Genomic DNA, 16,258 nt, shown 5'->3' on the forward strand with positions numbered 1-16,258 from the left:
ATATCAATATGGCACTTCCGACGACCCGCGCGGCGTGCGACCAGCGCACGGACCCGTCCGCGAGCGACGTGCTCGCGCTCGTCGAGGCACGCCACGCCGACCGCCTCGCGGCCGAGCGTGACATCCTGCGCGCGGCGTACCAGTGGGCGCGGCTGCATCCGACGAGCTCCTACGCCGCGGCCGCGTTCGGTGCGCGGATCCAGACCTCGCCGTTCGGCGCCAAGCGCCTGATCGCCGACGCCGTCGACCTCGTCGACCGGCTCCCGCGGCTCTGGGCGGGCATCGAGGCCGGCACCACGCGCGTGCGCCACGCCCGCCACGTCGCCGAGGCCACCCGCGACCTGCGCGCCGACGAGGCCGCCTGGGTCGACGCGGAGGTCGTCGAGGTCGCCGACGGACGGCTCGCCTGGGCGCGCTTCGAGGCCGTCGTGGCGGGCAAGGTCGCGGCTGCCGCGCCGGAGCTGGCGTGTGCTCGTGAGCGGGAGGCCGCCCTCGAGCGGGGCGTGCGGATGTCGCGGGTCAACCAGCACGGCATGGCCACCCTCACCGTCCGCGGCGACGCCGCCACCGTGCTCGCCATCGACGCCGGTGTCACCGCCGTCGCGCGATCGCTCGAGGACACCATGCCCGAGGCGGCGCTCGCCGACCGTCGCGTCACCGCCCTCGCGCTGCTCACCAACCCGGCCACCCACACCGATCCCGGACTCGGCCCGGTCAGGGTGCACGCGAAGATCTACCTCCACCTGACCCCCGACTCCCCCGTCGCCCGGATGGAGGGACACGGACCCGTCACCACCGCTTGGGTGCGCCACCTCGTGAGCCACGTCGCCGCCAAGGTCCGCGTGGCCCCCGTCATCCACCTCGCTGGCCAGGCGCCCGTCGACGCCTACGAGATCCCCGCACGCCTCCGCGAGGCCGTCCACCTGGTCCACCCGGGCGACGCCTTCCCGTTCGCCTCCGGCACCACCCGCCGGGTCGACCTCGACCACAACCTGCCCTACGCCGACGGCGGGCCGACCTCCGTCGGCAACCTCGCCCCGCTCAACCGGACCCATCACCGGATCAAGACGCACGGCGGCTGGGAAGCCCGGCAGCCCTTCCCCGGGATCGTCGTCTGGCGCGACCCCCACGGGGCGTTCTACCTGGTCGACCAGACCGGGACGCGACCATGCGGCGGCCTCAGACCAGGTCCGGGTTCACCTGCACCTCGCACAGCACCACGCCGTCGGTCCGGAACCGCTTGACCGTCGGGAACCTCGGCCACGGGTCCTTGCGCCAGTCCCGCAGCGTGTAGATCCCGAAGTCCGGCTTGCCCTCGGGCAGCACCGTGAGCCGCTGGGAGCGGTACTGCTCCAGCTGGCCGTCCGAGCCCCACCGGTTCTGCACCGTCGCGCGCTTCTGCGAGGTGTAGTCGGTCCAGTGGTCGTTCAGCCACAGCGCGGCTTCACGGGTGCAGGCGGCCCAGTAGTCGGTCTCGAACTCGCTGTGCTGGGCGGAGAAGCCGCCCGTCGCGGCGTTGAAGTACATGTACTCGTAGGGGTAGAGCCGGGCGACGCCGACCAGCACCTGGACCTGGGCGGCGACGACCACGGCGACCGTCACGCCGACGGCCCAGCGGCGGGACGCCAGCGCGCGCACGCCCACCACCAGCGCGTACGACGCGACGAGCAGCATCGCCGGGATGACGAAGAGGAAGTGCCGCAGCGCGTTGTAGAGGGTCGGGTTGAGCGCGACCAGGGCGAGCACCGGGAAGACCCACGCCCCCAGGAGCAGGACGTCGGCCGCGGTCCCCCGCCGGCGTACCAGGTCCACGACGATCAGCACGGTGCCGGCGAGCGCCAGCAGCACGGAGAGCCACGGGGAGCCCTGCCAGATCCACGTCGGGACGTAGTCGCGCGGCAGCTCCATCGCCTGGATCATCTCGCCGCGGAAGAGGATCGGGTCGTCCCAGGGGTACTTCGACATCGACGAGATGGCCGTGGGCAGTCCGCCGACCGGGTTGAGGAAGATGTAGGGCCACACCGCCAGGATCGTCAGGTACGACGACAGCCCGACCACACCCGCGCCGAACACCACCCGCCGCAGGCCCACCACGGACCGGGCGCGCCGCAGCAGCCAGACCAGCGCGAGCACCCCGACCACCGGGACCCAGAGCAACGCGATCACCCGGATCGAGACCGCGACGCCGAACACCACCCCGAGCGCGACGAGCGAGCGCCAGGGCAGCCGGTCGGGCTCCTCCTCCCAGCGCCGGGCCAGCCGGATGGTCAGCCAGAGCACGGCAAGCATCGCGACGGCGAGCGGCATGTCCTTGGAGTTGGTGAAGATCGCGCCGGTCCACCGTGGGTAGAGCGCCAGGGAGAGCGCGGCGACGAGGGCGAACCACCAGGCGCCCTGCTCGCCGATGCGGCGCGATCCGCGCGCGATCTCCAGCGCGCACAGCGCCATCAGCCCGATGCCGAGCACACCGGTCAGCCCGGTGACCAGCGAGCGGACCACCCACGGATCGGCACCGAAGAGCCGGTCCGCGCCGGACTGGAAGAGCGCGACGACGGTCTCGAAGACGGGCCCGTGCTGCGGGAGCTGCATCTTCTCGGGGTAGTCGAGGAAGCCGCGGTCGCTGCCGAGGCTGAGGTACCAGTCGAGGACGCGGTGCCCGTAGTCGTTCTGCAGCGGCTCGTCGTAGGTGCGCCCGTGCACCCCCGCCTGGGTCAGGACGAACCCGAGCAGCAGGAGGAGGAGCAGGCCCAGCAGCACCTGGGGAGCACGTCGCAGCACCAGGCGAGGATAGGTCACACGGAGGCAGGTTCCTCCGCCGCCGCACGGAGCCGGAGCGCGATGTCGACGAGCTGGTCCTCCTGGCCGCCGATCAGCTTGCGCTTGCCGGCCTCCAGCAGGATCTGCGCCCCGGAGACGCCGTAGCGCTCCGCGGCGTTGCCGGCGTGCTTGAGGAAGGAGGAGTAGACGCCGGCGTAGCCCATCATCAGCGTCATCCGGTCCAGCCGGCACTCCTCCGGCATCGCCGGGCGGATCACGTCCTCGGAGGCGTCGACGATCTGCAGGAAGTCGACGCCGGTGGTCCAGCCGAGCTTGTCGCACACCCCGATGAAGGCCTCCAGCGGGGTGTTCCCCGCGCCCGCGCCGAAGCGGCGCACGGAACCGTCGATCTGGGTGGCGCCGGCGCGGGCGGCGATCACGGTGTTGGCGACACCGAGGCCGAGGTTCTCGTGGCCGTGGAAGCCGACGTCGGCCTGGCTGCCGATCTCGGCGACGACGGCGGAGACCCGGTCCGCGGTCTGCTCCATGATCAGCGCTCCGGCGGAGTCGACGACGTAGACGCACTGGCAGCCCGCGTCGACCATGATCCGGGCCTGCTTCGCCAGCACCTCGGGGGTCTGGGTGTGCGACATCATCAAGAAGCCGACCGTCTCCAGGCCGAGCTCACGGGCCAGCCCGAAGTGCTGGATCGAGACGTCCGCCTCGGTGCAGTGGGTGGCGATCCGGCAGATCTGGCCGCCGTTGTCCTGCGCGGCGCGGATGTCGTCCTTGGTGCCGACGCCGGGCAGCATGAGGAAGGCGATCTTGGCGCGCTTCGCGGTCTCCGCGGCGATCCGGATCAGCTCCTGCTCGGGCGTGCGCGAGAAGCCGTAGTTGAACGACGAACCGCCCAGCCCGTCGCCGTGGGTCACCTCGATCACGGGGATGCCGGACTCGTCGAGCGCGCGCACGATGTCCTCGACCTCCTGGCCGGTGAACTGGTGCCGCTTGTGGTGCGAGCCGTCGCGCAGGCAGGTGTCGGTCAGGCGCAGGTCGAGCTTGCCGAACGGCTCGTCGCCGTGGGCGCCGGACCAGGTACGGGTGAGCGCGTTGAGGTCGGTCATGTCAGTTGCTCCCCAGGATCGAGCGGGCGATGTTCTCGCCGACCTGCGCGGCGGCGGCGGTCATGATGTCGAGGTTGCCGGAGTACGGCGGCAGGTAGTCCCCCGCGCCCTCGACCTCGACGAAGATCGAGACCCGGCGACGGCCGCCGGTGAGCTCGGAGGGCCCGTCGAACTGGGGCTCCTGCAGCAGCCGGTAGCCCGGCACGTACTCCTGGACGGCCTTCTCCATCGTGTGCACGGACTCCGCGATCGCGTCGGTGTCGGCGTCCGGGTCGACCGCGCAGAAGATCGTGTCGCGCATGATCATCGGCGGCTCGGCGGGATTGAGGATGATGATCGCCTTGCCCCGCTCCGCGCCTCCGATCGTCTCGACGCCGGCCGCGGTGGTGCGGGTGAACTCGTCGATGTTGGCGCGGGTGCCGGGCCCCGCGGAGACCGACGAGACCGAGGCGACGATCTCGGCGTACGACACCGGCGTGACGCGGGAGACGGCGTTGACCATCGGGATCGTGGCCTGGCCGCCGCAGGTGATCATGTTGACGTTGAGCGCGTCCACGTGGGCCAGTCCGTTGACCGGTGGGATCACCGCGGGGCCGACGGCGGCGGGCGTCAGGTCGATCGCGCGGATGCCGGCCTCGGCGTACCGGGGCGCGTACTCGCGGTGCACGTACGCCGAGGTGGCCTCGAAGAGCAGGTCCGGCAGCTCGTCCTGCTTGAGCAGCCAGTCGACGCCCTCGTGCGAGACCTCCAAGCCCTTGTCCGCGGCCAGCCGCAGGCCCTCGGAGGAGGCGTCGACACCGATCATCCAGCGCGGCTCGACGACGTCCGAGCGCAGCAGCTTGTAGAGCAGGTCGGTGCCGATGTTGCCGGGGCCGACGATGGCCGCCGTCAGCTTCCGTCCGGCGGTTGAGCCTGTCGAAAGCCCCTGGGTCGAGCCTGTCGAAACCATTTCACTCCTCGAACGAGACGGTCAGGGGCGCGAACCCGCTGATGGACGCCGTGACCCGGTCCCCCGGGCTGAACGGCACGAAGGGACCGAGGGCCCCGGAGAGGATCAGGTGGCCGGCTCGCAGCGGGTCGCCGAAGCGGGCGGCCTGGACGGCGAGCCAGCGCAGCGCCTCCAGCGGGTCGCCGAGGCAGGCGGCGCCGGTGCCGGCGGAGCGCTCCTCGTCGTTGATCGTCAGCGACATGACGACCTCGCGCGGCTCGACCTCGTCGAGGGAACGGCCGTCCCGGCCGACGACGAACAGCCCGCTCGAGGCGTTGTCGGCGACGGTGTCGGTGAACCCGATGTCCCACGACTCGATCCGCGAGTCGACGATCTCCAGCGCGGGCAGGGCCACCTCGACGGCCTCGCGGACCAGGTCGAGCGTGATCTCCTGCTCCGGCACGTCGAGGTCGCGGGCCAGCACGAAGGCCACCTCCGCCTCGACCCGCGGCTGCACCAGGGTGGCCATCGAGATGGGCGTGCCGTCGGCGCCGTCGCTGACGTCCATGTCGCTGAGCAGGTAGCCGAAGTCCGGCTGGTCCACCCCGAGCTGCCGCTGCACGGCCTCGGAGGTCGCGCCGATCTTGCGGCCCACGACGTGCACCCCGCCGGCGATCCGGGCCTGCACCAGGCCCTGCTGGACGGCGTACGCCGCCGGGAGGTCGTCGGTGCCGATGAGGTCGCGCACGGCGGCACACGGCACCCGGGTCGACTGGGCGGTGGCCAGTCGCTCGACGGCGGCGGCGATCGCTTCCGGTGAGGTCACCGGCTCATAGTAGAACGTGTTCCACTTTCTCGCACTCGGGGTCCCACCGGCGCAGCCCGGCGAGCACCAGCTCCCGCCCAGGGCCGGCCCGCTCGACCAGTGCCGCGAGCGCGCGGGGCAGGTCCTCGCGGGGCAGCCGGCGCGCCAGGGTGACGTGCGGCAGCCAGCCCTGCGGGTGCCGGTCAGGCGCCTGCGCGCGCACCGCGAGCACCCGCCGGTGCACGTCGTCGCCGACGTCGACCGACCACGCGAGGCTCACCCGCTCCTCACCGAGGACGAGCAGCCCCGCGATCCGGGCCGGGGTCGGGAGCAGCCCGCCCAGCCGCACCCGGGCGACGTCCACCGCCTCCTGCGGCAGCAGCGGGGCGGCCACGACCGTGAGGTGCGGGGCGTTCGTCGTGCCGCGGTGGTCGAGCTGGGAGGGCAGGCCCGCGTCGCGCAGCGCACGCCAGTCCTCGACGACCGACGCCGAGCCCGCGTCGTCGGGGACCAGCTCGAGCGCGTGCAGCCTCGCCATCAGGCCGGCGGCGCCACCGGGGGCTCGCCGCCGTCGGCGTGGGCACCATCGGCCGGCGTCTCCGAGGCGTGCACCTGCGGCGCGGCCTCGGCCGGGCCCCGCTCCCCGAGCAGCTCCGCGAGACGGGCCGGCAGGATCCGCCGGAACTTCCGCGGCTGGGTCCGGGTCCGGTCCAGCACCGCGACCTCCAGGTCCTCGACCGGGATCACCCGGTCCTGCACCTGTCCGCCGTCGGAGCTGTGCCCGAGCGCGGCGACCGCGACCTGCAGCGCGGAGGCCAGGTCGGCACCGTCGACGTGGTTGTCCTGGAGGTACGACGACACCGTCTCCGCGTCGCCGCCCATCACCGCGAAGCCGTGCTCGTCGGCCACCCGGCCCTCGTAGGTCAGCCGGTAGATCTGGTCGTCGGCGGCCGTCTCGCCGATCTCGGCGACGAAGATCTCGACCTCGTAGGGCTTCTCGCCGCCGGAGGAGAAGATCGTGCCGAGGGTCTGCGCGTAGGCGTTGGCCAGGCCGCGGCCGGTCACGTCGCGGCGGTCGTAGGCGTAGCCGCGCATGTCGGCGAGCCGGACGCCGGCGATCCGCAGGTTCTCGAACTCGTTGTAGCGACCGACCGCGGCGAAGGCGAGCCGGTCGTAGAGCTCGGAGACCTTGTGCAGGGCCTGCGAGGGGTTCTCGGTCACCAGGAGCACGCCGTCGGCGTACTGCACGGCGGCGAGCGAGCGGCCGCGGGCGATGCCCTTGCGGGCGAAGTCCGCCCGGTCCTTCATCAGCTGCTCGGGCGAGACGTAGAACGGGGTGCTCATGCCGAGGCCTCCTCTCCACCGCCGGGCAGCGGGGCCACCGGGCCGTCGGGCCGCACGAAGCGCGCGGCCACCAGCTCGTCGGCGAGCGCGCCGAGCCTCTCCTCGGACTGGCGCACCGCGCCGTCGGCGGTGATCACCCAGACCACCGGGAAGATCCGGCGGGTCAGGTCGGGACCGCCGGTGGCGGAGTCGTCGTCCGCGGCGTCGTAGAGCGCCTGGAGGCACACCCGGACCGCGTCGTCGGCGCTCAGGTCGTCGCGGTAGAGCTTCTTCAGCGCGCCGCGGGCGAAGAGCGAGCCCGAGCCCACCGAGAAGAACGAGGCCTCCTCGTGACGACCGCCCGTGACGTCGTAGCCGAAGATCCGGCCGACGCCGCTGGCGAGGTCGTAGCCCGCGAACATCGGGACGACGGCCAGGCCCTGCATCGCCATCCCGAGGTTGGCACGGATCAGCGCCGAGAGCCGGTTGGCCTTGCCGTCGAGGGAGAGGATCGTGCCCTCGATCTTCTCGTAGTGCTCGAGCTCGACCTGGAAGAGCCGGACCATCTCGACCGCGAGACCCGCGGTGCCGGCGATGCCGACCGCGGAGTACTCGTCGGCCGGGAAGACCTTCTCGATGTCGCGCTGGGCGATCACGTTGCCCATCGTGGCGCGCCGGTCACCGGCCATCACCACGCCACCGGGGAAGGTGGCGGCGACGATGGTCGTGCCGTGCGGCGCGAGCTCGGCGGCGCTGCCGGCTGGCAGCGAGCGGCGCGCGGGCAGCAGGTCGGGGGCGTTCTCGGCGACGAAGTCGCTGAACGACGAGGTGCCCGGGCGCAGGAAGGCGGCCGGGATGCGTGCGTCGCTCACTCGCCACCCTTTTGGATGAACGACTTCACGAAGTCCTCGGCGTTGGACTCCAGCACGTCGTCGATCTCGTCGAGGATCGCGTCGACGTCGTCGTCCAGCGCCTCCTTGCGCTCGGCGACGTCGGACTCGGTGACGACGTCGGTCGTCTCCTCGGTCTCCTCCGCCTTGCGCGGCTGCTTCTGCTCCTGGGCCATGCCACAACCCTATCCACTCGTTGGCTGTGCGGAAGGGGGATATCGGCAGGGGTCACCGGCTCAGCGCGCGGACCAGCTCCTCGGCGCTCGCGCAGGAGTCGATCAGTCCGCCCACGTGCGCCTTCGTGCCGCGCAGCGGGTCGATCGTGGGCACCCGCTGCAGCGACTCGCGCCCGGGCAGGTCGAAGATCACCGAGTCCCAGGACGCGGCGGCGACGTCGGTGGCGTACTTCTCCAGGCAGCGGCCCCGGAAGTAGGCCCGGGTCTCCCCCGGCGGGTTCGTCATCGCGTCGTCCACCTCGGCGTCGGTGAGCAGCCGCTGGATCCGGCCGGCCTGGACGAGCCGGTGGTAGAGCCCCTTCTCGGGGCGGATGTCGGAGTACTGGTAGTCGATCAGCTGCAGCTTCGCGTCGTCCCACGCGAGCCCGTCGCGCTGCCGGTACTGCTCCAGCAGCTTGAGCTTGGCGACCCAGTCGAGCTGGTCGGCCAGCGACATCGGGTCGCGCTCCAGCCGGTCGAGGACGTCCTCCCAGCGGGCCAGCACGTCGAGGGTCTGCGCGTCGGCGTCGGCGCCGTAGCGGTCCTCGACGTACTTCTTGGCCAGGTCGAGGTACTCCAGCTGCAGCTGCACACCGGTCAGGTGCCGGCCGTCGGCCAGGGTCACCTCGTGCCGCAGGGACGGGTCGTGGGACACCGCGCGCAGCGAGGCGACCGGCAGGTCGAGGGCCAGGTCGCGGTCGATGAACTTGTCCTCGATCATGGCCAGCACCAGCGAGGTGGTCCCGACCTTGAGGTACGTCGCGATCTCGCTCAGGTTGGCGTCGCCGATGATCACGTGCAGGCGCCGGTACTTCTCCGGGTCCGCGTGCGGCTCGTCGCGGGTGTTGATGATCGGCCGCTTCAGCGTCGTCTCCAGGCCGACCTCGACCTCGAAGAAGTCCGCGCGCTGGCTGATCTGGAAGCCCTGGCCGCGCCCGTCCTGGCCGGTGCCGACCCGGCCGGCGCCGGTGACCACCTGACGGCTGACGAAGAAGGGCGTCAGGTGCCGGACGATGTCGGCGAAGGGCGTCGAGCGCCGCATCAGGTAGTTCTCGTGGGCGCCGTACGACGCGCCCTTGTTGTCGGTGTTGTTCTTGTAGAGCACGATCTGCGGGTTGCCCGGCAGGTTCTGCGCGAGCCGGGCGGCGTCGAGCATCACCTGCTCCCCCGCCTTGTCCCAGCGCACGATGTCGAGCGGCGTGACCACCTCGGGGGTGGAGTACTCCGGGTGCGCGTGGTCGACGTAGAGCCGTGCCCCGTTGGTGAGGATCACGTTGGCCAGGCCCAGGTCCTCGTCGGTGAGCTGGGTCGGGTCGGCGACCTGGCGGGACATGTCGAAGCCGCGGGCGTCGCGCAGCGGCGACTCCTCCTCGAAGTCCCAGCGCGCGCGACGGGCGCGCACCGTGGCGGTGGCGTAGGCGTTGACGACCTGCGAGGAGGCCACCATCGGGTTCGCGGTGGGCTGGCCCTGCACCGAGATGCCGTACTCCACCTCGGTGCCCATCACTCGCCGCACGCTCATGCGGTCCAGCCTACGCGCGCGGCCCTGCCGGGATGGGCCGGACGCTCCCGGGTACGGACACCCCAGGAGGAACCATGAGCGCCACCGGACAGGCCGCCGAGCGCGCGGCACGTGAGGCCCGCGACCACCCGGTCCTGGACGGGATGGCCCGCGCCGGGTTCGTCGCGTACGGCGTCGTCTACCTCCTCATCGGCTGGCTCGCCGCCCAGCTCGCGCTCGGCCGGCCGCAGGGCTCGGCCTCCGGCAAGGGCGCCTTCGCCGAGATCGCCCAGAAGCCGCTGGGGGCCGTCGTGCTCTGGCTCGCCGCCGGTGGGCTCGCCGCGCTCGCGGTGTGGCAGGTCTGCCAGGCCGTCGGCGGGCACCGCGACCACGACGGCGTACGACGCCTGCTGAGCCGGGCCGGCTCGGCCGGTCGGGCGGTGGTGCTCGCCGGGCTGGCCGTGCTGGCGGTGCGGACCGCGCTCGGCGGCTCGGGCGGCTCGGGCAGCTCGGGCGGCGTCACCGGGCGCCTGCTCGGCATGCCGGGCGGCCCGCTGCTCGTCGTAGCGGCCGGCGCGGTCGTGCTCGCGATCGCCGGCGCCAGCGCCTACCGAGGCCTGTCCGACCGCTGGCGCAAGGACATCGACGCCGAGGGCCGCACCGGCGAGGTCGGGCGGGCGGTCGAGGTGCTCGCCCGGGCCGGCTACCTCAGCCGGGGGCTGGCGTTCGGGGTGATCGCGCTGCTGCTCGTGCGCGCGGGTGTGGAGCACGACCCGTCGGAGTCCGGCGGCCTGGACCAGGCGATCATGCGCTTCCGCGACGAGCCGGCCGGCCCGTGGCTGATGGTGGTGGTCGCCGTCGGCCTCGCGTGCTTCGGCGCCTACCACCTGGTGCGCGCCTGGTACCTGCGCGCGGAATGAGCCGAGCCCCGCACCCGGAAGGGCGCGGGGCTCGTCACGTGAGGTGGGTCAGCGACCCTTGGCGACCTTGACGGCGGCGGTGACACCGAGCGCGACGAGGGCGACGACGACGAGCTTCTTGATCATGGGGGCTCCTCCAGGAGTGGTGGGAATGTGCGGCTCCACCTAAGCAGGTCGGGCCAAGGATGTGTCAGAGGTACTGGCCCGTGTTGCTGACCGTGTCGATGGACCGGCCCGGCTCGGTGCCCTGCTTGCCGGTGATGAGCGTGCGGATGAACACGATCCGCTCGCCCTTCTTGCCCGAGATCCGCGCCCAGTCGTCGGGGTTGGTCGTGTTGGGCAGGTCCTCGTTCTCCTTGAACTCGTCGACGCACGCCTGGAGGAGGTGCGAGACCCGCAGCCCCTTCTGGTCGTGGTCGAGGAAGTCCTTGATCGCCATCTTCTTGGCCCGGTCGACGATGTTCTGGATCATCGCGCCGGAGTTGAAGTCCTTGAAGTACAGGACCTCCTTGTCGCCGTTGGCGTAGGTCACCTCGAGGAAGCGGTTCTCCTCGGTCTCGGTGTACATCCGCTCCACGGTCGCCTGGATCATCCCGGCGACCGCGGCCTGCCGGTCGCCGCCGAACTCGGCGACGTCCTCGGCGTGCAGCGGCAGGTTGGAGGTGAGGTACTTGCTGAAGATGTCGCGTGCGGACTCCGCGTCCGGGCGCTCGATCTTGATCTTCACGTCGAGCCGGCCGGGCCGCAGGATCGCGGGGTCGATCATGTCCTCGCGGTTGGAGGCGCCGATCACGAGCACGTTCTCGAGCGCCTCGACGCCGTCGATCTCGCTGAGCAGCTGCGGGACGATGGTGTTCTCGACGTCGGAGGACACGCCGGAGCCGCGGGTGCGGAAGAGCGAGTCCATCTCGTCGAAGAACACGATGACCGGCGTACCGGCGCTGGCCTTCTCACGCGCCCGCTGGAAGACCAGCCGGATGTGGCGCTCGGTCTCGCCGACGTACTTGTTGAGCAGCTCGGGGCCCTTGATGTTGAGGAAGTAGGACTTCCCCTCCTGGCCGGTCTTGGCCGCGACCTTCTTGGCGAGCGAGTTGGCGACCGCCTTGGCGATCAGCGTCTTGCCACAGCCCGGAGGCCCGTAGAGCAGGATGCCCTTGGGCGGCTTGAGCTCGTGCTCCAGGAAGAGGTCGGGGTGCAGGTACGGCAGCTCGACGGCGTCCTGGATCATCTCGATCTGGTTGCCGAGGCCACCGATCGTCTCGTAGGAGATGTCGGGCACCTCCTCGAGGACGAGCTCCTCGACCTCGGACTTGGGGACCTTCTCGTAGACGTAGCCCGCGCGGGAGTCGAGCAGCAGCGAGTCGCCGGCGCGCAGCGTCTCGGTGAGCAGCGGCTCGGCGAGCTTGACCACCCGCTCCTCGTCGGCGTTGGCGATGACCAGGACGCGCTCGCCGTCGGCCAGCACCTCCTTGAGCATGACGACCTCGCCGACCGTCTCGTAGTCGAACGCGGCGACCACGTTGAGGGCCTCGTTGAGCATGACCTCCTGGCCGCGGCGCAGGGTGTCGAGGTCGACGGCCGGGCTGACCGTGACCCGCAGCTTGCGGCCGCCGGTGAACACGTCGACCGAGTCGTCCTCGTTGCGGGCCAGGAAGGTGCCGAAGCCGGCGGGCGGCTGGGCCAGCCGGTCGACCTCCTCCTTCAGCTTCATGATCTGGTCGCGCGCGTCACGCAGGGTGGTCGCGAGACGCTCGTTCTGCGCGGTCACCGCGGCGAGCGAGCGCTGCGCGTCGGCGAGACGCACCTCGATCGAGCGGCTCCCGCCACCCGGCGTCTCGACCACCCGGCGGCGCAGGTCGTGGACCTCGTCCTCGAGGTAGCGGACCTGCTCCTCGAGCTCTTCGCGACTCGGAGAGCGGTGGCTACCCGTGCCTTCTCCCATGCTGGTCATGGCGACACCTCCTGCCGACGACCCTACTCGCGGGTGTGTTACACGGAAGTGGTTCGCCACGCTTTGGTGGCAACGATTAGGTTGCGGACCGCCAGGCCCCGGCTCGCTGGGTCCTCGGCGGGCTCAGTCCTCGGCGGGGGCGTCCGGTACGCCGGGCGGGCGCGGGCCGGCGTAGTCGGGGCCGTAGGCGCCGGGGGCCGGACGGCGCTTCTTCAGCGGCGCCCGCTCACCGGGAGCCATCCGCCGCGCGGTGACCAGGAAGGCGGTGTGACCGATCATCTTGTGCCCGGGCCGCACGGCCAGGCCCTCGACGTGCCAGTCGCGCACCAGCGACTCCCACGGAGCGGGCTCGGTGAACCCGCCGTGGACGCGCACCGCCTCGACGAACTTCGACAGCTGGGTGGTCGTGGCGACGTAGGCGCACACGATGCCACCGGGCAGCAGCGACTCCGCCGCGGCGTCCAGGCAGTCCCAGGGCGCGAGCATGTCGAGGATGATCCGGTCGCAGCGCTCGCCGGACGCCGGCAGTGCCTCGGCGAGGTCGCCGAGGGTGAGCGTCCAGGCCGGGTGGTCGCCGCCGAAGAACTGCGTGACGTTGCGGCGCGCGACCTCGGCGAACTCCTCCCGGCGCTCGTACGACGACACCCGGCCGTGCGGCCCGACCGCACGCAGCAGCGAGCAGGTCAGCGCGCCGGAGCCGACGCCGGCCTCGATCACGTGCGCGCCGGGGAAGATGTCGGCCATCGCGATGATCTGGGCGGAGTCCTTGGGATAGACCACCGCCGCGCCGCGGGGCATCGAGACGACGTACTCGGACAGCAGGGGGCGGAACACGAGGTACTCCCCGCCCACCGACGAGGTCACCGTGAAGCCCTCGTCGCGCCCGATGAGGTCGTCGTGGTCGAGGTGGCCCTTGTTGGAGAAGAAGCGCTTGCCGGGCTCCAGGGCGAAGTTGTGCCGGCGGCCCTTGCCGTCGAGCAGGCGCACCCACTCCCCTGCGCGCAGCGGGCCGCGGTGCACGCCCGACCAGGCGTCCTCGGGTACGTCGGGAGTTGCGTCGCTCACCGGCGCAATCTATCGGTTCCGCCTACCGGTTCCGCATCCTGGCGATGATGTCGGCCGTCGCCAGCACGCCCTGGACGGTGCCGTCCTCGCCGACGAGGACGTACTCCGAGGCCGGCGTGCTCCGCAGCGCGGCGAGCAGGTCGTCGCCCTGGATCGAGACCGGCAGCACCCGGCCGCCGGCGAGGCTGCGCGCCACCGCGGACACCGGGATCCACGGCAGCCGCTCCTGCGGCACCGAGCGGACCGCGTCGCCCTCGACGACGCCGACCGGGCGCCCGTCGGAGGTGGCGGTGACGATCCCCCGTGCGCCGGCCTCCTCGGCCCGGCGCAGCGCCTCGGCGAGCGGCAGGTCCTCGGGAACCGTCAGGCTGGGCCGGGCCAGGTCGCGCGCGACGACCCGCGACAGCTGTCGTACGACGGTCGAGGCCGCCAGCGCCTGGCTGGCACCGGTCCACAGGAACATCGCCACGATCACCAGCACGACCGCGTTGACGGTGTCGCCCGCGCTCGCGCTGAGCAGCGCCCAGAGCACGACCGCGCCGGCGGTGACCCGGCCACCCCAGGCCGCGACCACGGTGCCGGCGTGAACCCGGCCGGTGGCGGCCCACACCCCGGCCTTGAGCACCCGGCCGCCGTCGAGCGGCAGCCCGGGGACCAGGTTGAGGACCCCGATCACGAGGTTGGCACCGGCGAGGCCCTCGATGACCAGGCGCAGCAGTCCGTCGGGCACCACGAACAGCAGCGCGAGCGCGCCGCCGCCCACCACGAGCGAGGTGATCGGCCCGACCACGGCGATCCAGAACTCCTGGCGCGGACGGCGGGCCTCGCCGTCGATGGTCGTCGCGCCGCCGAGGAAGTGCAGGGTGATCGCCTCGACCCGGAAGCCGAAGGAGCGCGCGACGACGGCGTGCGAGGCCTCGTGCAGCAGGATCGCGAGGTAGAGCGCCATGGCGAAGGCCAGGCCGACGACGTACTTCCACCCGCCCAGGCCCGGCTGCACCTCCTCCACCCGCGGCCCCATGATCCACGCGATGAGCGCGGCCACGAAGAACCAGGACGTCGAGACGAGCACGTCGCTGCCCGCGATCCGGCCGATGCGGAACATGCCCCGGGGCACGGGAGGCCGCTGCGGGGCGGAGGGCGACGGACCGGACACACCCCGAGGCTATCCGGCGGGTGTCGCCCGAGAAGGTGTCGGTGGGCTCGCCTAGGGTCGAGGACATGACCACGACTCCCGCCCGGGCCGGCATCGAGCCCGCCGACCCGGCCGAGCGCCGTGGCACCCGGGTCGACGGGGTCGAGGTGCTGGGGGCGCTGTCGCCGTCGCGGGTCGGCGACTTCCTGAGCTGCCCGCTGCTCTACCGGTTCCGCACCGTCGACCGGCTCCCCGAGCCCGCCTCCCCCGCCGCGGTGCGCGGCACCGTCGTCCACCGCGTCCTGGAGCAGCTCTTCGACCTGCCCGCCGCCGAGCGCACGCCCGAGGTCGCCGACACGATGGTGCTGCCGGCGTGGGAGGAGCTGCAGGAGGTCGAGCCCGCGGTCACCGAGATGTTCCCCGCCGACGGCGAGGAGATCGCGGCCTGGCTGCTGTCGTGCCGGACCACGCTGGCGCGCTACTTCGCGCTCGAGGACCCGCGCCGGCTCGAGCCCGCCGACCGCGAGCTCTACGTCGAGTCGCTCACCGACACCAAGCTGCTGCTGCGCGGGGTCATCGACCGGGTCGACGTGGCGCCCGACGGCGCGATCCGGATCGTCGACTACAAGACCGGCAACGCCGTCAGCGAGATGTTCGAGGCCAAGGTCCTCTTCCAGCTGAAGTTCTACGCCCTGGTGCTGTGGCGCACCCGTGGCGTGGTGCCGAAGATGCTGCAGCTGATCTACCTCGGCGACGGCCAGGTGCTGCGCTACGAGCCCGAGGAGCGCGAGCTGCTCGCCACCGAGCGCAAGGTGCAGGCCGTCTGGGACGCGATCCGGGCGGCCACCGAGCGGCGCGAGTTCGAGCCCCGTCCGGGCTCGGGGTGCAAGTGGTGCGCGCACACCGCGATCTGCCCGGCCTGGGGCGGCACGCCCCCGCCGTACCCGCCGGACCGGGTCAGAGAGTCGCCAGCTCCGCCGGAGTGATCCCGTGCAGCGAGTCGCGGAAGACCCGGCTCGGCCCGTCCGGCACCGGCACGTGGTTCGGTACGACGAGCACGCGGCAGCCCGCCGCCTCCGCCGAGCGAGCCCCGGTCGGGGAGTCCTCGATCGCGACGCAGTCGGCCGGGTCGACCCCGAGCGCGGCCGCGGCGGTGAGGTAGGCCTCCGGGTGCGGCTTGCCCTGGCTGACCATGTCGCCGGTGACGATCACGCGGAAGGTCTCCGGCGGCAGGTGCTCCAGGATCGGCGCCACGAACCGCTGGTAGGACATCGTCACCAGGCCGCACGGCACGCCGGCCGCGCGCAGCGCGAGCAGCAGCTCCCGCGAGCCCTCGCACCACGGCACCGAGTGACGGACCTGCTCGACGACGCCGTCCAGCAGCATCTCGACGACCTCCTCGGCCGACTGCGTCAGCCCGAGCTTGGCCTTGAGGTACTCCCCCGAGACGAGCAGGTCGTTGCCCACCAGGCTCATCGCGTCCTCGTGGGTCCACGTGCCGCCGTGCTCCTCGGCGATCGCGGACTCGGTCGCCATCCAGTACGGCTCGGTGTCGACGAGGGTGCCGTCCATGTCCCACAGGACGGCGGCGGGCAGCGCGGTGTTCAGGATCGTCTCCGGCGGTCGGTGCGGTTCGAGCGGGCC

The 16,258-nt window shown here is 72.2% G+C and carries 16 protein-coding genes; 3 read left to right on the forward strand and 13 right to left on the reverse strand.

Annotated elements, in window-relative coordinates:
- Window positions 1-8: 8 nt before the first annotated feature.
- Complete coding sequence (locus MRBLML1_RS14930; RefSeq protein WP_364517227.1) at window positions 9-1,244, forward strand: HNH endonuclease signature motif containing protein; 1,236 nt, start codon at window positions 9-11, stop codon at window positions 1,242-1,244.
- Here MRBLML1_RS14930 and MRBLML1_RS14935 read toward each other — a convergent pair.
- Genes MRBLML1_RS14935 through dop form a run of 9 tightly spaced genes read right to left on the reverse strand, consistent with a single transcriptional unit; the run spans window position 1,180 to window position 9,564 of the window.
- Window positions 1,180-2,778 carry a hypothetical protein gene (locus MRBLML1_RS14935; RefSeq protein WP_364517229.1) on the reverse strand — a complete coding sequence of 533 codons (1,599 nt, stop codon included), beginning with the start codon at window positions 2,776-2,778 and terminating at the stop codon, window positions 1,180-1,182. The two genes, MRBLML1_RS14930 and MRBLML1_RS14935, sit on opposite strands and share 65 nt — an antisense overlap.
- Before the next feature lie 14 nt (window positions 2,779-2,792).
- Window positions 2,793-3,881, reverse strand: coding sequence for a 4-hydroxy-2-oxovalerate aldolase (dmpG, locus tag MRBLML1_RS14940; protein ID WP_364517231.1), 1,089 nt, complete (start codon window positions 3,879-3,881; stop codon window positions 2,793-2,795).
- A gap of 1 nt (window position 3,882) precedes the next feature.
- Window positions 3,883-4,830: an acetaldehyde dehydrogenase (acetylating) gene (locus MRBLML1_RS14945; RefSeq protein WP_364517233.1), complete on the reverse strand. Its 948-nt coding sequence runs from the start codon at window positions 4,828-4,830 to the stop codon at window positions 3,883-3,885.
- Between the two features lies 1 nt (window position 4,831).
- Complete coding sequence (locus tag MRBLML1_RS14950; RefSeq protein ID WP_364517235.1) at window positions 4,832-5,635, reverse strand: 2-keto-4-pentenoate hydratase; 804 nt, start codon at window positions 5,633-5,635, stop codon at window positions 4,832-4,834.
- Between the two features lie 4 nt (window positions 5,636-5,639).
- Entirely contained in the window at window positions 5,640-6,152 is a 513-nt protein-coding gene (locus tag MRBLML1_RS14955) for a 2'-5' RNA ligase family protein (RefSeq protein ID WP_364517237.1), read from the reverse strand.
- Window positions 6,152-6,958, reverse strand: coding sequence for a proteasome subunit alpha (gene prcA / locus MRBLML1_RS14960; protein WP_364517239.1), 807 nt, complete (start codon window positions 6,956-6,958; stop codon window positions 6,152-6,154). The genes MRBLML1_RS14955 and prcA overlap by 1 nt, the downstream gene beginning before the upstream one ends.
- Window positions 6,955-7,809 carry a proteasome subunit beta gene (gene prcB, locus MRBLML1_RS14965; RefSeq protein WP_364517241.1) on the reverse strand — a complete coding sequence of 285 codons (855 nt, stop codon included), beginning with the start codon at window positions 7,807-7,809 and terminating at the stop codon, window positions 6,955-6,957. The genes prcA and prcB overlap by 4 nt, the downstream gene beginning before the upstream one ends.
- Window positions 7,806-8,003 carry a ubiquitin-like protein Pup gene (locus MRBLML1_RS14970; protein ID WP_364517243.1) on the reverse strand — a complete coding sequence of 66 codons (198 nt, stop codon included), beginning with the start codon at window positions 8,001-8,003 and terminating at the stop codon, window positions 7,806-7,808. Before MRBLML1_RS14970 ends, prcB begins: the two co-directional genes overlap by 4 nt.
- A gap of 52 nt (window positions 8,004-8,055) precedes the next feature.
- Window positions 8,056-9,564, reverse strand: coding sequence for a depupylase/deamidase Dop (gene dop / locus MRBLML1_RS14975; protein ID WP_364517245.1), 1,509 nt, complete (start codon window positions 9,562-9,564; stop codon window positions 8,056-8,058).
- A 74-nt stretch (window positions 9,565-9,638) separates the two neighbouring features.
- Between dop and MRBLML1_RS14980 the strand changes: the two genes are divergently transcribed.
- Entirely contained in the window at window positions 9,639-10,463 is an 825-nt protein-coding gene (locus MRBLML1_RS14980) for a DUF1206 domain-containing protein (protein WP_364517247.1), read from the forward strand.
- A gap of 190 nt (window positions 10,464-10,653) precedes the next feature.
- Here MRBLML1_RS14980 and arc read toward each other — a convergent pair whose 3' ends face one another.
- From arc to MRBLML1_RS14995, 3 genes are all read right to left on the reverse strand, one after another.
- Window positions 10,654-12,405 carry a proteasome ATPase gene (arc, locus tag MRBLML1_RS14985; RefSeq protein WP_414691254.1) on the reverse strand — a complete coding sequence of 584 codons (1,752 nt, stop codon included), beginning with the start codon at window positions 12,403-12,405 and terminating at the stop codon, window positions 10,654-10,656.
- Window positions 12,406-12,537: 132 nt separating this feature from the next.
- Window positions 12,538-13,479: a tRNA (adenine-N1)-methyltransferase gene (locus MRBLML1_RS14990; RefSeq protein WP_364517251.1), complete on the reverse strand. Its 942-nt coding sequence runs from the start codon at window positions 13,477-13,479 to the stop codon at window positions 12,538-12,540.
- 22 nt (window positions 13,480-13,501) lie between these two features.
- Window positions 13,502-14,635, reverse strand: coding sequence for a site-2 protease family protein (locus tag MRBLML1_RS14995; RefSeq protein WP_364517253.1), 1,134 nt, complete (start codon window positions 14,633-14,635; stop codon window positions 13,502-13,504).
- Between the two features lie 65 nt (window positions 14,636-14,700).
- Here MRBLML1_RS14995 and MRBLML1_RS15000 point away from each other — a divergent pair, with 65 nt between their 5' ends.
- Window positions 14,701-15,600: a RecB family exonuclease gene (locus MRBLML1_RS15000; RefSeq protein WP_364517255.1), complete on the forward strand. Its 900-nt coding sequence runs from the start codon at window positions 14,701-14,703 to the stop codon at window positions 15,598-15,600.
- On the opposite strand, the gene MRBLML1_RS15005 is transcribed toward MRBLML1_RS15000, so the two are convergent.
- Window positions 15,572-16,225, reverse strand: a complete 654-nt coding sequence (locus tag MRBLML1_RS15005; RefSeq protein WP_364517311.1) for an HAD family hydrolase — start codon at window positions 16,223-16,225, stop codon at window positions 15,572-15,574. The two genes, MRBLML1_RS15000 and MRBLML1_RS15005, sit on opposite strands and share 29 nt — an antisense overlap.
- Between the last annotated feature and the right edge of the window lie 33 nt (window positions 16,226-16,258).

This window comes from Nocardioides sp. LML1-1-1.1 (genome assembly GCF_040676175.1).
Taxonomy (GTDB): Bacteria; Actinomycetota; Actinomycetes; order Propionibacteriales; family Nocardioidaceae; genus Nocardioides.